Annotated in this window: 11 protein-coding genes and 4 pseudogenes; 2 read left to right on the forward strand and 13 right to left on the reverse strand. The window is 62.4% G+C overall.

Translation table 11 applies throughout. The features are described from left to right. Nucleotides 1–315 precede the first annotated feature (315 nt). Together ACWDTI_RS02775 and ACWDTI_RS02780 are read right to left on the reverse strand one after the other, a co-directional pair. On the reverse strand, nucleotides 316–5,625 hold the full coding sequence (locus ACWDTI_RS02775) for a sacsin N-terminal ATP-binding-like domain-containing protein (protein WP_449736521.1): 5,310 nt from the start codon (nucleotides 5,623–5,625) through the stop codon (nucleotides 316–318). Nucleotides 5,626–5,832: 207 nt separating this feature from the next. Continuing rightward, a pseudogene (locus tag ACWDTI_RS02780) lies at nucleotides 5,833–6,123 on the reverse strand (ATP-binding protein); the annotation flags it as partial. 20 nt (nucleotides 6,124–6,143) lie between these two features. On the opposite strand from ACWDTI_RS02780, the pseudogene ACWDTI_RS02785 reads away from it, so the two are divergent. Then, nucleotides 6,144–6,395, forward strand: a pseudogene (locus tag ACWDTI_RS02785) (ATP-binding protein); the annotation flags it as partial. A gap of 47 nt (nucleotides 6,396–6,442) precedes the next feature. On the opposite strand, the gene ACWDTI_RS02790 reads toward ACWDTI_RS02785, so the two are convergent. The 4 genes and pseudogenes from ACWDTI_RS02790 to dnaB all read right to left on the reverse strand — a co-directional run bounded on the left by ACWDTI_RS02790 (nucleotide 6,443) and on the right by dnaB (nucleotide 11,038). Continuing rightward, on the reverse strand, nucleotides 6,443–6,781 hold the full coding sequence (locus ACWDTI_RS02790) for a hypothetical protein (RefSeq protein WP_449736522.1): 339 nt from the start codon (nucleotides 6,779–6,781) through the stop codon (nucleotides 6,443–6,445). Then, a pseudogene (locus tag ACWDTI_RS02795) lies at nucleotides 6,778–7,982 on the reverse strand (site-specific integrase). The gene ACWDTI_RS02790 and the pseudogene ACWDTI_RS02795 overlap by 4 nt, the downstream one beginning before the upstream one ends. 160 nt (nucleotides 7,983–8,142) lie before the next feature. Next, nucleotides 8,143–8,424: pseudogene (locus ACWDTI_RS02800) on the reverse strand (ATP-binding protein); the annotation flags it as partial. 367 nt (nucleotides 8,425–8,791) lie between these two features. Continuing rightward, entirely contained in the window at nucleotides 8,792–11,038 is a 2,247-nt protein-coding gene (gene dnaB, locus ACWDTI_RS02805; RefSeq protein ID WP_449736523.1) for a replicative DNA helicase, read from the reverse strand. A gap of 628 nt (nucleotides 11,039–11,666) precedes the next feature. On the opposite strand from dnaB, the gene ACWDTI_RS02810 reads away from it, so the two are divergent. Then, nucleotides 11,667–12,254 (forward strand): hypothetical protein, encoded by a 588-nt coding sequence (locus ACWDTI_RS02810; protein WP_449736524.1) that lies wholly within the window; start codon nucleotides 11,667–11,669, stop codon nucleotides 12,252–12,254. Between the two features lie 48 nt (nucleotides 12,255–12,302). Here ACWDTI_RS02810 and ACWDTI_RS02815 read toward each other — a convergent pair whose 3' ends face one another. The 7 genes from ACWDTI_RS02815 to ACWDTI_RS02845 all read right to left on the reverse strand — a co-directional run bounded on the left by ACWDTI_RS02815 (nucleotide 12,303) and on the right by ACWDTI_RS02845 (nucleotide 16,238). Beyond that, nucleotides 12,303–12,860, reverse strand: coding sequence for a universal stress protein (locus ACWDTI_RS02815; RefSeq protein WP_449736525.1), 558 nt, complete (start codon nucleotides 12,858–12,860; stop codon nucleotides 12,303–12,305). A 112-nt stretch (nucleotides 12,861–12,972) separates the two neighbouring features. Further along, complete coding sequence (locus tag ACWDTI_RS02820) at nucleotides 12,973–13,224, reverse strand: hypothetical protein (protein WP_449736526.1); 252 nt, start codon at nucleotides 13,222–13,224, stop codon at nucleotides 12,973–12,975. A gap of 292 nt (nucleotides 13,225–13,516) precedes the next feature. Further along, nucleotides 13,517–13,969, reverse strand: coding sequence for a 50S ribosomal protein L9 (gene rplI / locus ACWDTI_RS02825; RefSeq protein ID WP_449736527.1), 453 nt, complete (start codon nucleotides 13,967–13,969; stop codon nucleotides 13,517–13,519). A 15-nt stretch (nucleotides 13,970–13,984) separates the two neighbouring features. Next, nucleotides 13,985–14,242 carry a 30S ribosomal protein S18 gene (gene rpsR, locus ACWDTI_RS02830; protein ID WP_449736528.1) on the reverse strand — a complete coding sequence of 86 codons (258 nt, stop codon included), beginning with the start codon at nucleotides 14,240–14,242 and terminating at the stop codon, nucleotides 13,985–13,987. A 73-nt stretch (nucleotides 14,243–14,315) separates the two neighbouring features. Further along, the gene (locus ACWDTI_RS02835) at nucleotides 14,316–14,834 is read right to left on the reverse strand and encodes a single-stranded DNA-binding protein (RefSeq protein ID WP_449736529.1); all 519 of its coding nucleotides are present in this window, start codon (nucleotides 14,832–14,834) and stop codon (nucleotides 14,316–14,318) included. A gap of 125 nt (nucleotides 14,835–14,959) precedes the next feature. Beyond that, nucleotides 14,960–15,241: a 30S ribosomal protein S6 gene (gene rpsF, locus ACWDTI_RS02840; protein ID WP_449736530.1), complete on the reverse strand. Its 282-nt coding sequence runs from the start codon at nucleotides 15,239–15,241 to the stop codon at nucleotides 14,960–14,962. Nucleotides 15,242–15,761: 520 nt separating this feature from the next. Next, nucleotides 15,762–16,238, reverse strand: a complete 477-nt coding sequence (locus ACWDTI_RS02845; RefSeq protein WP_449736939.1) for an SRPBCC family protein — start codon at nucleotides 16,236–16,238, stop codon at nucleotides 15,762–15,764. Nucleotides 16,239–16,252: the final 14 nt, after the last annotated feature.

Genomic DNA, 16,252 nt, shown 5'->3' on the forward strand with positions numbered 1-16,252 from the left:
GCCCGCCTCCAGACGAGATAGCCAGGGTGCTGCCGGGCCACCTGACAGCCTCCCAGATCGGCCTCACACCGGCAAACGACGCGAGCTTACGAACCCAAGAGCCAATAATGACCTCCTGTTCTGCTGGACGCGCGAGATTCTTAGGTCTCGTGTTAGCCGATGTTGAACATGCTCGAAACAGATTCTCTCGGGACAGGCAACTAGCACTGCCTTGCCGAGGTCCTCTGAAAGACACTCATGACTTCGGACCCGACTTGGCTCAGACCTGCACGCCAACACGGCTTATCAGAACTGCCGGTCGGCTTTCTGCCTGACCTAGCGATCTTGCAACGTGAAATTGAGGCGGACGCTGTTACCGACGAAGCGAAACTTTCCTCGACTCTTGCGGCCAAATGGATTCGGTAGCAGATGTATTCGCGGCTCGGCAGAGAGAACGTGCTCGACAATCAACAGGCGCCACCGGTCGCCACCCGAGTGTTCCTGTGCGCAATGAACTTCAGTCTCTCCGAGTTCAATCATTCCGGCGTCTGAAGACGTCGCTTTCACCTCGTACAGCAACGATCCCCGCTTCTGAAGGATCTCGAAGTCATAGCCGAGGCCGTCGTCACCGACGACCCCCTCATACACTTGTGCAACATTCTTGGAACGCCAGCAGGTCTCGTCGACTCGACTGTTGCGGTGGTGCTTTCGCAACCATTCAAAGGCCAACATCTCGCCCACCAGTCCGATTGCGGCACTTTGGTCGCTGGATGGCCGGCGACTCGCTTGGAAAGCGCTAGCACCACGCCCACTACGTCCGTCGCGCCTTTGTTGTGGTTGCGGGACAGACTTGAGCGAGCTGAAAGAGTTTGATCCTGAAACGATTTCCGGTGAACGCTGGAGAAATGACTTGACGGTCTCAGCGAGTCCGGACATGTTTGTGTCCACGTCGAAGACCTGATCCTGGTACGTGACTTGCTTTGATGCCCGTAGCCGTTCTGCGCGTTCGCGTGCCTGCGTTGACTGCTGCGCATTGATCTCATCAGACGTGAGACCATGGTGCGCGGGATCTGAGGACTGCTCCATCCCGCCCGGCCAGGCGTGCACGCGCACGAGCCACAGGACGAGCTGTTCATCATCGAGTAGCGTGAAGTCAAGTGCGCCAACTCTATCGAGTTGGTCACGGAGGGACTCATCGAATCCGGCCGTCACCCATTCAGTCGGGGCAGCTCGCTTCTCGCGTTGACACCATGCTTGAACAGTGTTCCGAAACTCGATGAGTCTCTGCCGCAGAGGCTTTCCGTTCGCTTCCTGTACCTCTTCCCATGAAGGTAGGACGGCGTCAATTGCTTCCTTTCCGGCTACCCGCTCGATTTGATAGTCGATACGACGGTCGATGAGATTGTCGCCAAGCTCATCGAGCGACGTTGCCCACGCTGGGTCGCAGTTCAGGAATTCCAGGTTACGGATGCTCCGCCAATCGTCCTGTGCGATTCCGCTCGCGAACTGTGGGTAACGCGAGCGGCGAACACGTTCTCGCAGTTCACTTCTGCGCGTCTGGACGCGAAGACGAAACTCGTCAACCTGCGCCAGTTTGTTGGTTACGAGTGGTTGTTCGGGAAACCTCCGTGTCAAGTTCGAGTTGTAGGCGGCGAGCGGTACACCCAGCATGCGTCTTGTCTGGTCGGCAGTCGCGGTTGAGGAAGCGATCTTCAAGACCGAACCAGCCTCGGCCGTGTTCGGCGATACTCCATGGAGTGCTTCCACCAATTCATCGCGCGTCGTGACTGCGGACAGAAGGTCATCGAGCGCGGTCGCCCTCTCTTCACCAAAGACGCATGCGGCGACGAACCGGATTCGAGATATCACCCCGGATAGTGCGCCGAATATGGCTGAATCAATCTCAGCGATCTGGCTTTCCGCGACGCCCAAGGTATCTGCGATCTCGGCATCAGTCGGCCGCTCGGCGGGCAGATCGGGATCGGTCGCCAGGTCGCGAACTGTCAGTCTAATTTCAGCAGTGAACCGTTCCAACTTAAGCAACTCAAGTACACCTTGCTGAAGATACTCGAGTTGTTTCCAAGTTGGAGGTTCATGTTGGCCTTGGACAAGGACCGTTGGTATGTCTCCCGGCATAGGTAGGACGCCGTGGAGTCGCTCGGGAAGCTGCTGGTCAGTACCATCGTGGACGATGCTTATCGACTGGGCGGAGATGAGCCTGATCGCCGACAGTCGATCGAGAATCCTTGTCATGTGTCGACCGATGCCCATTCCAGAGCCCCGTGGAAACCGCACTATGCTCGCAAGCAGGACTGGGAGCCACGGGATTGTTTCGGTTAGCAGCGGTGCTTGATCCGTTGGCTCCCATTCGGCACCGTCCACGCGAACAGCCACGTCCCAATCGGTGGTCACGATCGCTCCACCAGGCCACCAATCCCCGATGCACGTATCCGCCACCTTATGGAGTCGCTCAGAGTCTGAAGTGTCGACAATGACTGTTGCCCAACCTAGCTCGCGCACCAGGCGCGTCGTGGCGGACTGGTCGCTTTTGCTTGCGACATAGATCGGGCCGCCGACACTCTCCTCCCGGGTCAGCGAATTCAGCCGGCCGCCGCGGTCAATGATGAGACCATCGTCCAAATTCGGTCGGCGCTCGACTGAGGGATTACCCACGGCGGCCCAAGCTGCCGCAAGACTAGACCGGAAGTGGTCTGCAGACACCTCTGGAATCCCATCACCCAGGAATACCTTGCTCAGGTGATCGATCAAGTAAGGCGCATCGTGGTCACCAGCCCACACTTTGAACCCCAATTGCTGCCATGGGTAGCTTGCAGGCGACATTGTTCGCTGCTGTTCCATGAGCCGCCGGACTTCTGAAACGACAAGCTCAGAGTAACTGGTCGCCATGTGATCCTCGGGGCCGATGAACCAGCTGTCTCTCGGTCTGACGAAACGTGGCGTTGAATCCCCCGGTCCCATTACCGGAACCCACTCAGCATGCGTCAGAAACGCGCGCAGGGGGGTTTCCACCAGAGTCTGGACTCCTCCTGAACGGTCTCGCTTCCAGGTCGATCTTTGATGCTGCGCACGCAGGGATGGAAGCGTCAGCAGTACAAGCCATGCATACTCGCGACGGTGCCTTATCGACAATCCGCCGATCTCATGCTGCCCACAGAACCAGTAGATCGAATCCCTGGTGGAGAACTCAGTTTCGGGGTGATCGTAATTTCCTTCGCAACTGATTCCGTTCCGCCATTGCAGTGCGACACCCTCTGGAAGGGACGCGATGTCACTTCCTCGTGCGATACGACTTGACACCAGCGATCTGCCGTATATGCGGCGGCCATCTGCAGCCTCCTCAATTGGTAAGGTTGCAGTCACCCCGAGGACCGTTAGAAACTCAGTCCATCGAGAGACATCAGAACCGCTGGCTCCGAGAGTGGCTGGATCTGCGATTAGTGTGGTCTGTAGGGCCGCTAGCTCGGAATTTGGGTCGTTTGCGACGGCGCCAGATACTAGGCTGCTGAGTTCTCGGCCACCTTCAACCTTCCATTTGGCTGTGAAGTGCACGCTTTGTGCCGGTAGCCACTCACCAGCCTCGGTTGGAACGTACAAGCCGACCCTAGCCAACTCCTTTGAGTGCTTTCTCGGATCAGCGGCGAAAAGGCTGTACGCGAACCGCAGACTGTCGCGTCGAACCGTCTTAGTTGGTCGGTCAGACAGAACGCGACCAAGATGTGCAAGCAGAGTGTTCGTGCGAAACGGTCTTGCTAATCCATGGTGCTCGAGGTAGTTCCGCCCGGGTGTGCGCTGGCCGCGGTTGTGCCATGAGAGCTCGGGATGGAGGAACGCAATGTGCCTGGCGAGGGATCGAGGCGGTTCGAGATCGCCCGCCGCATCGGCGTCGTCGTCATCGACGCCGCTGTCATCGGCGCCAGCATTGCGCGGCGAAAAGAACACTGCCCGTTGCTTTGACCTGGTGCGCGGTGCACGCCCATCGGGCGAAGCGACAGTTTGGTGATCCGCAAGGGCAAGGGACAAATCCCGCGTCAATATGATTGCCTTGCCAGCGAGTGTGCGCCCATTCTGGATAAGAGTTGGCAACTCGCCATAGAAGTCGTTCCACACCGATATCGCCGCCTGTTTAGAGGCGAGTTCTCTGGCGATCGCTACGACCACATTTACGAGAACTGCGTCGTCTGGCTTCAGGGCGGCAGTGAGTTCATTGAGCCGAGATAGTCGTCTAGCATCGACTTCGGTGTGCACGAGCACGGCTCCACCCGCGGACACCGCCCGTTCGGCTGTTAGGACCGCCCGATTCCCCTCTGGCCACAGCCAGATCTCGTCCAGTTCGTACCAAGCTGTACGCGTTCGGTCGGGGAGCTTTATCGCTGTAAGCAGTCGCTCATCGGCAGATGTCGAACTGTCAGCGAGAGAAGGTGCTTGAAGTACGTTGTGCCACGACAGAAGGTCGATGACCATGTTGGGGTCGCCTTCGGCCTCGATCAACGTGTTTGCAGACGAGATGCATAGCTGAGCGACCTGCTCAAGCATTAGCCGATTGAGTGGATGTGTTGTGTCGAGGCTCAATCGCGCAAAATCGGTAGCGAACGGCGCATTCATGTGGCCTGCGAGCGGCGATCTGGCCGTCTCGCTCATGGGCAAGAAGGTGAAGACGGCCGGGTCCTCGACCATCCACCCATCACCCACCGCTACGCTGACAACTGCTTCTGATTCCCAGTCACGCCAACGAGCGTCGAGAGAACTCTCGTCGATAGACTCGTCTATAGCGGTGTGCAGTGTTTCTTGGGGAATAGTTTTGCTGAAGATCCTGTAACGCTCGTCGTTATTAAGAACGACTAGTTCGCAACCACCATCGTTGGTAGCTTCCCTAGTGAGCACAGTCTCCCCACTGCTGCTTGCGCATACCGATAATCTACCTATTCGGTCAAGAAAAAGCATGATTGGAGATTTGCTTGCAAGGAGCCGATCAATCCGTTCCCGAATTTCTTCTTTGGATCTCCGACTTCTAGCAGGAAGCCGCAATACGGTGACATATCCGTCGGCCCTGAATTGGAGGACACTGCTTGGGATGGTTTCAAGGGGGATGGTTAGCAAGCTTAAGGGCAGAGACTCTCGCACGCGCGAAGAAGCTTCTTCGCTACTGAACGGAAAGGTGCTCAGATCGCTTGATTTTCCAAATCTAAAGGTGAATCCCGAGTAGCCTTGGTCATCCGTATCGGTGCAGCTGTAGATCTCAGGGCACTCACAGATCTGAAAGACGCTCTTGAATCCTATCCCTTTGTTTCCAATTCCCGCGCCGGGCTTTTTGTCACTGTCGGCAATCGCAGCCATCCGCGAAAAGTTACTTTCGCTGAGGGGATTGCCCCCGTTTGCTACGTATAGAACGCCATGTTCGTCTTCATCCTCATGAAAATGGACCGCAAGTTGGCCATTAGTCAATCCAGCCGGGTGTGCATCGTAACCGTTCTGAATTAGCTCCTGCAGAAACCGCCCGCGGTACTCCTTGATCGTTGTCTCGATGATGGTGCTGATCCAGCGCCACGAACCTAGCTGCTCGTCATGCTCGACGGCTGCAACGATGTCATTGGAGCGCTTCCGAATGATGTCCGCTGGGCTGACCATGATTCATACTTACATCTAGGGACAACGGGTGGAAGTAAACTCATGCGTGGTAGCGAGTTTGATCCGGGTGCGGCGACGACAGTATGGCGGCGATACCTTTCGACGTGAGGTGGAATGACTTCAATCGCGGGCCGGAGGCCCATAGTGACTGGGCTCAAGAAAATTCCCCAGGTGTGCTCACTGAAATTCCCCACCTGTGGGCGGCTCCTACTGTAGCGATCTTCGGGTTGGGGCGGTAGCAGCGCGCTGGTTTTGGCTGCGGGCGTGGTGTTCGCGGAGCCGGTAGGAATCGCCGTCAAGGTTGAGCACGACCGAGCGGTGCAGCAGTCGGTCGAGCATGGCCGCGGCGACGGTGGTGTCGCCGAGGATTGCGCCCCATTCACCGACGGACCGGTTGGTGGTGATCACGATCGATGTTTTCAGATAGCGTTCTGCCACAACTTGAAACAATGCTGACGCGGCTTCGGCGCGCAACGGGAGATACCCGAGTTCGTCCACCTATGCGGAATTCGGCATAGATCGACGAGATGGGGTTCGCGCCGCTCGACGACACCGGCACCCAGCTGCTGTTCCGGCTCGTCGCCGGCGCCTACGAACGCCGCTCCCTGGCCATCGCTAGCCACTGGCCGTTCGAGCAGTGGGGCCGGTTCTTGCCCGAACACACCACCGCCGCCAGCATCCTCGACCGGTTGCTGCACCACGCGACCACCGTCATCACCGACGGCGATTCCTACCGGATGACCCACCGAACGGAGGCGCCCCACCACTAAACCAACCGCACAGGGCGGGGACTATTACCTGGCCACCAGCGGGGACATCAAACTGGCCATTGACAGCGCCACCGTCGGCGGCTGGGCAACACGCCCAGCGGGGGTACTTCGGTGGGCGGGTCGATACCGCTGAGATATCGGGAGAACCCACGCACCGCGGTCATGCGCCGAGACCGCACCGAGCTTCCCGGTTCAACCGCCGGCAGCTGGCACCAGTGCACCGCGTCTGCGAGGGTCACCGTCGTGTGCCCGGATTCGTCGAGGTAGGCCACAAACCGTGGCAACAGGCGGTGAGCCTCGGCGAGCTCGTGCCCTAACCCGTTGCGCAGCAGCAGGTAGTCCGCCAAGTGGTCGGTCAAACTCTTCTCGCCGGTGGGTGTGCTCATGGCAGCGTTCCTGGCCAGGGTTGGGTGACCATCCGCAGCGAGACGAAGTCCACTTTGGCGTAGATGGCGGTCGTTGCCAGATCCTGATGACGCAACACCTGACTGATATTGGCCAAGGCCACACCTTCGGAGAGCAGCGTCGTGGCCACCGAGTGCCGGATCCGGTGCGCGCCGGCCGGAGGTACTCGGCCCGCCTGCAGGCCCGACGGACGACGTCGCTGATCAAGTCCGGTGGGATCGGTCGGATCGGCGCTCGATAGGTGTGGAAGAGGTGACGGTCATCGGTGATGGGTCGACCCTCACGGAGATAGTGGGCCACCGCGTCTCCAACGTCGTGGGCCAACGGCAGCGTATCGACGCGGCGGCCCTTCCCATGGATCACGATCTGCCCACTGCGCCAATCGATATCCTCGAGCTCGATCCGCGTGATCTCGATACAACGCAGCCCCAGCCGGCACAACAACATCAAGATGGCAAAGTCTCGCACGCCGACACCGGCGTGACGGTCGCACGAGTCCAGCAACGCGGTGATCTCGCCAGCTGAGAAGGAGCGAGGTATCGAAGTGTGCGTCCACCCGGCCACCGGAGGGACCGCACCGTTGAGTGAGGCCGTGGTCATGCCGTGCACGTGAAGATAGCGCAGCAGTGCCCGCATCTCCGCGACACGGCCCTTCGCCGCACCCACACTGTAGTGCCGAGTTTCGGCCAGCATGAACGAACTCACCGCGATCCCGGTGATAGCGCTAACCTGTAGTTCACCAACGGAATTAACACACGTGATGCTCAGGAATCGGCGCGCGGTATTCACGTATCGCAGCACGGTCGCCCGCGCGAGGCCACGCTCATCAATCAGCCAGATCCGGTACGCCCCAATGAAGGAATCCACCTCTGACAGCGGAGCCTGTGGTGGTGGTTCGATCACCTCACGCTCGATCAACAAGTCCAACAGCAGAAGCACGCTGGGCCGTGTCGGCGCCTGCCGAAACGCATCGTGGTGCCGGTAGTCGAGGAAGCTTTCCACCTGTGCTGCATCGAGATCCGAAGCCACCAGATCCTCAATGATCATCCACCGATCGAGTTGACCAAGAACCTTCACCATGCCCCGGATCGTCTCGCCGCGATAACCCAACCCGCGAAGCTTTGCCCGATACCCGTCGATGAACGGGGTGAGCGGCCCGACCTTCCTGCGTGTACCAGCCATGACGAGATCTCCATCTCGGAGCACCGTGCTCCGTCGAGATCAACGTTGACCAGACCGCGGAATTATGTCGACCACGTCAACCACCACACTTCCAAAGCCCAACCGCCCCCAGTGAACCCCCGCCTACCACCGAGTCGGCATAGTTCCGGGGTCGGCATAAATCGATGACGAGCAGGGTGGGTCCGGCGAAGAACCGCATGCAGGTGGCCCAGCGGCCTTCGATGGCGGCTTTGTGGCAGCGTGCGGCCAGATCAGCGGCGGTGGTCACGTAGGTGCGGTACCCGGCGTGCACAGCGGCGTGGGCCAACCCGACCGCCAGATGTGTTTTACCTGTGCCGGGTGGGCCGATGAGCAGCACGTTCGTCGCGGACTCGAGGTAGGCGCAGGTGCCCAGCTCGCGGATCAACGCCCGATCCACTCCGGGAGCGACGTCATAGCCGAACGCCGCGGGTGATCCGTGGCAGATAGCCGTACTTAGCACTCGGCGGTCGTCGGCCACACTGACAACCACAATGTCCAGACCTCAGATTTCGCCGCTGCACGGATTCGCCAATCACTCAGTGTCGACCCGCGTGAAGACCAAGCAGGCGCAAGCGAGCAACCAAGTTGGGCGCGAACGACCGACTGATGCCTCCGCCAACAAAAACTGCCCAATCCAGCCGCTAACAATTCGTCACGTGACCTAACGGGGGTGACTTCGATCACTGACACTCAGACCGGAATGTCGGGATTTGCTGACAAATCCACTGACACCACCATTGGAATATGACAACTTTTCCTGGAACCTACACAGGGCTCGTCGCCGCCGCCTACCCTCGCGCCATATCGACGAACCGACTCAAATGCAGCTGGTGCGCAACGGTTATCGTCGCCGTTGGACCATTTCGGTGCTTGCCCAGGATGATGTCCGCCTCACCTGCGCGGGGATCATCTCGTTCGAATGCATCGGGTCGGTGCAATAGTATGACCATATCCGCATCTTGTTCGAGGCTGCCACTTTCGCGAAGATCCGACACCTGCGGTTTCTTGTCGGTCCGCTGCTCCGGACCACGGTTCAGCTGACTGATCGCGACCACGGGAACCTCGAGTTCCTTTGCGAGCAGCTTCAATTGGCGGGAGAACTCGGAGACCTCCTGCTGACGGGATTCGACCTTCTTGCCCGAGGTCATGAGCTGCATGTAGTCCACCACAACGAGTTTCAGGTCGTTGCGCTGTTTGAGTCGGCGCGCTTTGGCGCGGATCTCCATCATGGTCAGGTTGGGCGAGTCATCGACGAACAGTGGGGCCTCGGAGATCTCGCCCATTCGGCGGGCCAGCCGGGTCCAGTCGTCGTCGGTCATGGTGCCGCCGCGCATGTCGCCGAGCTTGACCTTCGCCTCCGCCGACAGCAGACGCATGACGATCTCGGTCTTGCTCATCTCGAGCGAGAACATGGCCGAGGTGAGCCCGTTGGCGATCGAGCACGAGCGCAGGAAGTCCATGGCCAGCGTCGAATTGTGGGTGGGCACCATGGCTTCGCCGGCGAGGTACATCTGGTCGTCGTTGTCGACCTGCACGCACCGCACCGGCACACTGTCCACGGGCCGGATGTCGACCACCCGGCGCACGCCGGCGCGGCGGCGAAGTTCCTTGTGCCGCACTGCTTTGTGGTGGACGGTGAACACGTCGTCGTCGGCATCGACGCGCAGCCAGCCGGTGGCCGAGCGCTTGTAGTTGTAGCCGAGCCCGGCGACCAGGTCGGCGACGACGGCGGTCATGTGCCGCGTTGCCGCGGGCACGGTGATCCAGCCGTCGTCGTCGACGGTGGCGCGCGCGTCGAGCAACCCCGCAAGCAATGCCCGACGCTGCGCGATCGACCCCCGAAGATATTCGAACGGTATCCGCCCGCCCAGGTCCGCCATCAGGGTCATCACATCGACCGGCCCCTCGGCGTCGATGCGCATGGCGATTTCCGGGTCATCGAAGGCCATCCCGGCCAGCGCCGCGACGGTGTACGGCCCGTACGCAAAAGGCTTGCGCGGCAGATCAAGTGGCCGCGTGTTGCGTACCACCGCACAGCCCACGTGGGTGCGCAGCACCTCGGTGGTGACGGTGTGGGGCTTGCCGTCGATATCGGCGACCCACTGGTGTTGTTCGTCGGCGACCAACACCGTGCCGTCGTTGAATTCGACTTCGTAGCAGGGACGTTCGGTCATCACGTCGGTGGCCGCGACCACCCGGGTGGGCTGGCCCTGCGCGTCGAGGAGCAGATCGCCGACGGCCACCTTGCCCATCGTGGTCCAGCCGGCCGGCGTGGGCAGCGGCGTGTCGAGGGCGAGCGCCTTGCCGACACCGGGACGGGCGGCGACGATGATCATCTGCCCCGGATGCAGGCCGTTGGTGATCTTGTCCAGATCCACGAATCCGGTCGGCACGCCCAGCGACAGACCACCACGCGAGGCGATGGAGTCGATCTCGTCCATCGTCGGCTGGAGCAACTCCTCCAGCGGGACATAGTCTTCGGCGGTGCGTCGTTCGGTGACCTCGTACACCTCGGCCTGCGCCCGGTCCACGACCTCGGCGACGTCCTGCCCGTCGGCGCCGGCGTAACCGAACTGCACGATGCGGGTGCCGGCCTCCACGAGTCGCCGCAGGATCGCTTTCTCCGCGACGATCTCCGCGTAGTAGCCCGCGTTCGCTGCGGTCGGCACTGTGGAGATCAGGGTGTGCAGATACGGTGCCCCGCCCACCCGGCGCAGCTCTCCGGCCCGCTCGAGTTCCGCCGAGACGGTCACCGCGTCGGCCGGCTCACCCTTGCCGTAGAGCTCCAGCACGGCCTCGTACACGGCCTGGTGTGCCGGGCGGTAGAAGTCCGACGACCGGAGCTTGTCGACGACGTCGGCGATCGCGTCCTTCGACAGCAACATGCCACCCAGCACCGACTGCTCGGCAACGAGATCTTGCGGCGGTTGACGCCCGAACTCCTCGTTGGGAATGTCGTCGCCCCGCCCGTTCCGTGATCCACGAGACGACGGCTCTGCAGCCGGGTCATGCCCGCGGTCATCGACAACTGCCACGTGTGTCAAACCTCTCGCAGTAATTGCTCCACTCACACCTCGAGTGGGTCCGACTCGGTGGCGCCGGCAGCATTGTCGTCATCACTGCGCCACCGACGTCGGTCGTGCCTTCCGTGATACTCAGCGGGTCCGACAATGTGGGCCGTGAGCGTCTCAGAGGCGCTGTCGGAGCACACTAGATCGCTCCGGAGGGTGGCTCAAACCAAGATGTGGACAACGCTGTCAGCAAACTGTGGACCGACTGTGGACGCCGTTGGGAGCGTTGTGCAGGGCCTGTGCACAAAGTGGGGAATTGTTCTGTGAGATTCTATGTCTTCCCAGGTCAGCGAGTTTTCGGTTGTCCACAGAACACCAAGAATATTGCCTCGGCGTGTCACGCTTGACGGCCGGTTCGGCGTGTTGCGGGTGATCGGCGCCCCACGACAAACCAACGAGTAGGTAAACCTTGGAGAAGGATTCGGTAACAGCCGGTCACAGACTTGACCACTTGTGGATATGGCTCGGACGTGCCAGGAATGTGTCCGATCCGGGGCCGGCGTCGCACCCCTGTGGTGCAATGGTCGGCATGGGGAGGCCAATGGGGTTGTCGGCGAGAGTGGCGCGCCGGATTCGTCGGTGGGGTGTCGCGATGGCGGCAGTGGTGGCGTGCGTAGCGCCGTCGGCGGTGATGGTGCCGGAGGCCGCCGCCGCGCCGGCGAGTCCGCCGCTGCCGGCCGAGTTCACTCTGTCGCACTACACGCGGGTGGACGCGAATCAGTTCCGCCCGCTCGCCTACGCCGACAACGGGCGCGCGTTCCTGCGTGCCGGCCCGTGGCTGTGCGCGATCGGCCCCACCTACCGTTACGTCGGGTGCGCGGGACACCCGGCGACCGCCCCGCCCGACGCGCGCGGCGTCGCGATCTCGGGCGATCAACAGGGTCCCTGGTGGGTGCCCGACTGGTCCAACTATCGGTTCGTGGCGCCGTCCGGATTCCGGCCGCCGCCCCTGCCGGTGGGCAGTGGGGTGACGATCTACGGCACCACGTGCCTCGCGCCGCGCCCCGACACCATCGCCTGCCGGACCGGCGGCCGCGCCTTCATCCTGCAGCCGGGGTGGCACAAGTTCTACTACCCGGCCGGCGACACTGCCCACAGCGCGAATCCCGCGCCGCAGTACCTGCCACCGGCGCTGCGTCAGTGGAGCCAGCTACCGGCCCAGCCGGCTCCACCCAAGTAGCGAAACCTGTTGATATCACCGGGTTCTGGGAGCCCGGCATCGTCGGAACTATCCGGCGGGGACAGCAGATGGCGCATTCTGCTGTCGGCGCGGCCACACATGGACCGGGAATCGCGATGCCGGCGTCAGCGAAAACGCCGCCTCGGCACCGGGTTCGACCACCACGACGGTGAAACCCCCTGTCGCACCGATACTTCGGATCAGTCGGCTGCGGCCCGTGCGGCCGCCGAGCACGATGGCTTGGGCATCCATCTGACGCGCCGCGCCGAGGAGCGCCGAATGTGGATGGCCACCGCGCACCATGCTGAGCACGTGGACGGCGCCGGCCTCGTGCGCGATCTCCCGTGCCCGACGCTGCGCCTCGTCGATCAGGGACTGTTCATCGAGGAGGTAGGCGTCGTCGCGAAGCGCATCCCGCAGCGTCAGTTCGGCGTGCGTCCGGTGCGGGCGCCGCGACGACGCCCGGCCGACCGCGCTGACCAGCAGCAACGAGGCGACGTGCCGTGCCGATCGGGCTGCATACTCGACGGCGCGCTGCGACGATTCGCTGCCGCTGACACCGACCACGATGGCGGGCCGCGCCGAGCGCTGCGGTGTGTCGTACACCGGACCGCCGTTCGGTGTTGGAATTGCCGGAGGCATCGGGATCGTCGGAAACGGGGTGCGGTGAAACTGCTGTCCGAGATACATGAGTGTTCTCCAGATCGTGGCAGAGATGTCAGAGAGTGGACTTCATGTGCTGGGCGAAGTCGACGATCCACGGGTCATGCATCGTGGCGTGCGGTTGATCGCCCGGTGCCTGCGCGGCGGGGGGCTGAGGCGAACGTGCGCCACGGTCTCTGCGGCGAGAGCCGTCTCTCGCGCGCAATGAGCTGCGGAACTCCCTGTCGCGGTAGTCGAGAGAGGGCTGACCGAACAGCCCGATGATCAGCGCGATGGCACTGGCGGTGAGGATGAAGGTGGTGAGCATGGCGGGCGTCTCCTGGCGTGAACAAGATGATGGGTTTGTTCACGAGTCCGCTCCGACATCTGCACCCCCGCTGTGAAGTCTGTCGGCGTCACAGCGATGTGAGGTGAACTCGTAGCACCGAAACTACGAGCGGCCGGGTTGTACCGAACGCGTAGTGGACTACTCCAGTTCGTCCGACGGTCCCGCACACCGGCAGCGCGACGGTACGCACATACTCAGCAACGCAAAAGAACCGAGGGCCGGGCGGACAGTGTCCGCCCGGCCCTCGGTGACCAGGTTGGTGCGCTCGGCGTCAGTTGGCGACGACGGCCAGTTCGACGGTGGCCCGCACCTCGGGGTGCAGATTGACCACGATCGGGTAGGTGCCGGTGGCCTTGATGTGGCCCTTCGGCATCTCCACGTTGCGCTTGTCGACGGCGGGTCCGCCGGCCGACTTGATGGCGCCGGCAACATCGCCGGCGGTCACCGAGCCGAACAGCTTGCCCGAGTCGTGGGTCTTGACGCCCAGCGAGACACCGGCGAGACCCTCGAGGGCCTGCTTGAGCTCGTTGGCGTGCTCGACGTTGCGGACCTCGCGCGCGGCCTGCACGCGACGGATGTCCTCGACCTGCTTCTCGGCACCACGGGTGGCCTTGATGGCCAGTCCGCGGGGCAGCAGGTAGTTGCGGCCGTAACCGTCCTTGACCTCGACGGTGTCGCCGGCTTCGCCGAGGTTCTCCACGGCGGCGGTGAGGATGAGTTTCATGTCAGCTCCTCCCGCTCAGCGTCCGGTCGAGGTGAAGGGCAGCAGGGCCACCTCACGCGAGTTCTTCACGGCCACGGCCACGTCACGCTGGTGCTGCACACAGTTACCGGTGACCCGACGCGAACGGATCTTGCCGCGGTCGGACAGGAAACGACGCAGCAGCGCGGTGTCCTTGTAGTCGATGACGCTCTTCTTGTCCTTGCAGAAGGAGCACGCCTTGGTCTTGGTGACCTTCTCGACGCGCACCTTCCGGGTGCTCTTAGCTTTTGCCATTGGTACTCCAGTTGTTCACACGCGGGCACGGACGACGCTCACGCGGAGCGTGCGATGCCTCGCAAATCTCTGTCTAGAAAGGTGGTTCGTCGTCCCCGCCGCCGAACGATCCACTGCTGGCAGGCGCGCTGCCCCAGGGATCGTCGTTGGCCTGCTGGTTTCCGCCGCCGCGGCTGCTGTTGCTGCTGCCGCCACCGCCGGAGAAGCCACCACCGCCACCGCCGCCGCGCGAGGCCCGGTTGACCTTGGCGGTGGCGAATCGCAGGGAGGGGCCGACCTCGTCGACGTCGAGTTCCACCACGGTGCGTCGTTCGCCCTCTTTGGTCTCATAGGACCGCTGCTTGAGGCGACCGGACACGATGACCCGGGTTCCCTTGGTCAGGCTTTCGGTCACGTTCTCCGCCGCCTCCCGCCAGATGCTGCAGCGGAGGAACAGCGCTTCGCCGTCCTTCCACTCATTGCTCTGACGATCGAACGTGCGCGGCGTCGAGGCCACTGTGAAGCTGGCCACCGCGGCTCCCGACGGCGTGAACCGGAGTTCCGGGTCCGCGGTCAGATTGCCGATGACGGTGATGACCGTGTCGCCTGCCATAAGTCTCCCCTTGGGTCGTGTCGTGGTTGGGCACTCGCCGAGTCGACGTGTACCGGGATGTTGGGGTCAACCCTAGAGCCCGGCACCGACGTTTCTTGCGACGATCAAGGAACCCTGTGGATGAATTACTTCCGCAGGACCTTGGTGCGCAGCACCGACTCGTTCAGCTTCAGCTGACGATCGAGCTCGCTGACCGTCTTGGGCTCGGCATCGATATCGATGACCGCGTAGATGCCCTCGCTGTGCTTGGCAATCTCGTAAGCGAGACGGCGCTTGCCCCAGATGTCGACGTTGTCCACCTTTCCGCCTTCGCTGCGAACAACGTTGAGGAAGGTATCCAGTGAGGGGGCGACGGTGCGCTCGTCCAGATTCGGATCGAGAATGACCATCAATTCGTAGTGACGCATAAGACCACATCACCTCCTATGGGCTAGGTCGGCCACGGACTGTCCGTGGCAGGAGGGTCGCCTGCGTCGGCAACCGCTCCACCATACACGCGTGACCCCTGACCTGCGAAATCGTGTGCCGGGGTGGTCGGTCGGGCGGGAATGATCTCGATGCGCCCCGGGCTCGCTACGCTCGCACGGGGCTTACTCGATCAGCGGAGAACGGGGAGCCGCTCGGTGATGTCGATGCGCCCCGGGCTCGCTACGCTCGCGCGGGGCTTACTCGATCAGCGGAGAACGGGGAGCCGCTCGGTGATGTCGATGCGCCCCGGGCTCGATCTCGCTGCGCTCGCGCGCGGCTTACTCAATCAGCGGGAAATGGGGGCCCGCTCGGAGATCTCGATGCGCCCCGGGCTCGCTGCGCTCGCACGGGGCTTACTCGATCAGCGGTAAATGGACCCGCTCGGTGATTATCGACGAGCAGCGCTCGCACGGGGCTTACTCGATCAGCGGGAACTGCGTCCGTGCCTCAGATCGCGATTCAGCGGCCCAGCATCAGATCCGACAGCACCTCGAGCGCCTGCCGCGCATAGCCGGACCACAGCCGTTCGAAGACCGGGAGGGTGACCGCACCGACCTGCGTCGGGGTGACGTGCCAGGTCCAGGTGACGTCGGTGCCGGTGCCGGCGGGCGTGAACAGCCACTCGCCGTCGACGTGGTCGATCAGCGGTGCGAGGGGGCCGGTGATGTCGTTCAGCGTGTAGGCGAACCGGTGCGGCGGGTCGATCGTGGTCAGGGTTTCGCGCATGCTGCTGCCGCCGACCTGCACCACCGTCCGCGTCTGACCCACCCGACCCCACGACGCTCCGTCGTCGGCTGTGGCGGAACGGACCGGCCCGATGGGGCCGTACCAGCGGCGGAAGATGTCCGGCAGCGGCACCGGGAGCGTCGTGGCGAAGGCGTCGTCGACGGACACCGGGATGGCACGTGAGCAGCTCATGGTGCGCGGATTCGGCATGCGCCCGATGTTAC

It is taken from the genome of Gordonia sp. NPDC003424 (assembly GCF_053588655.1).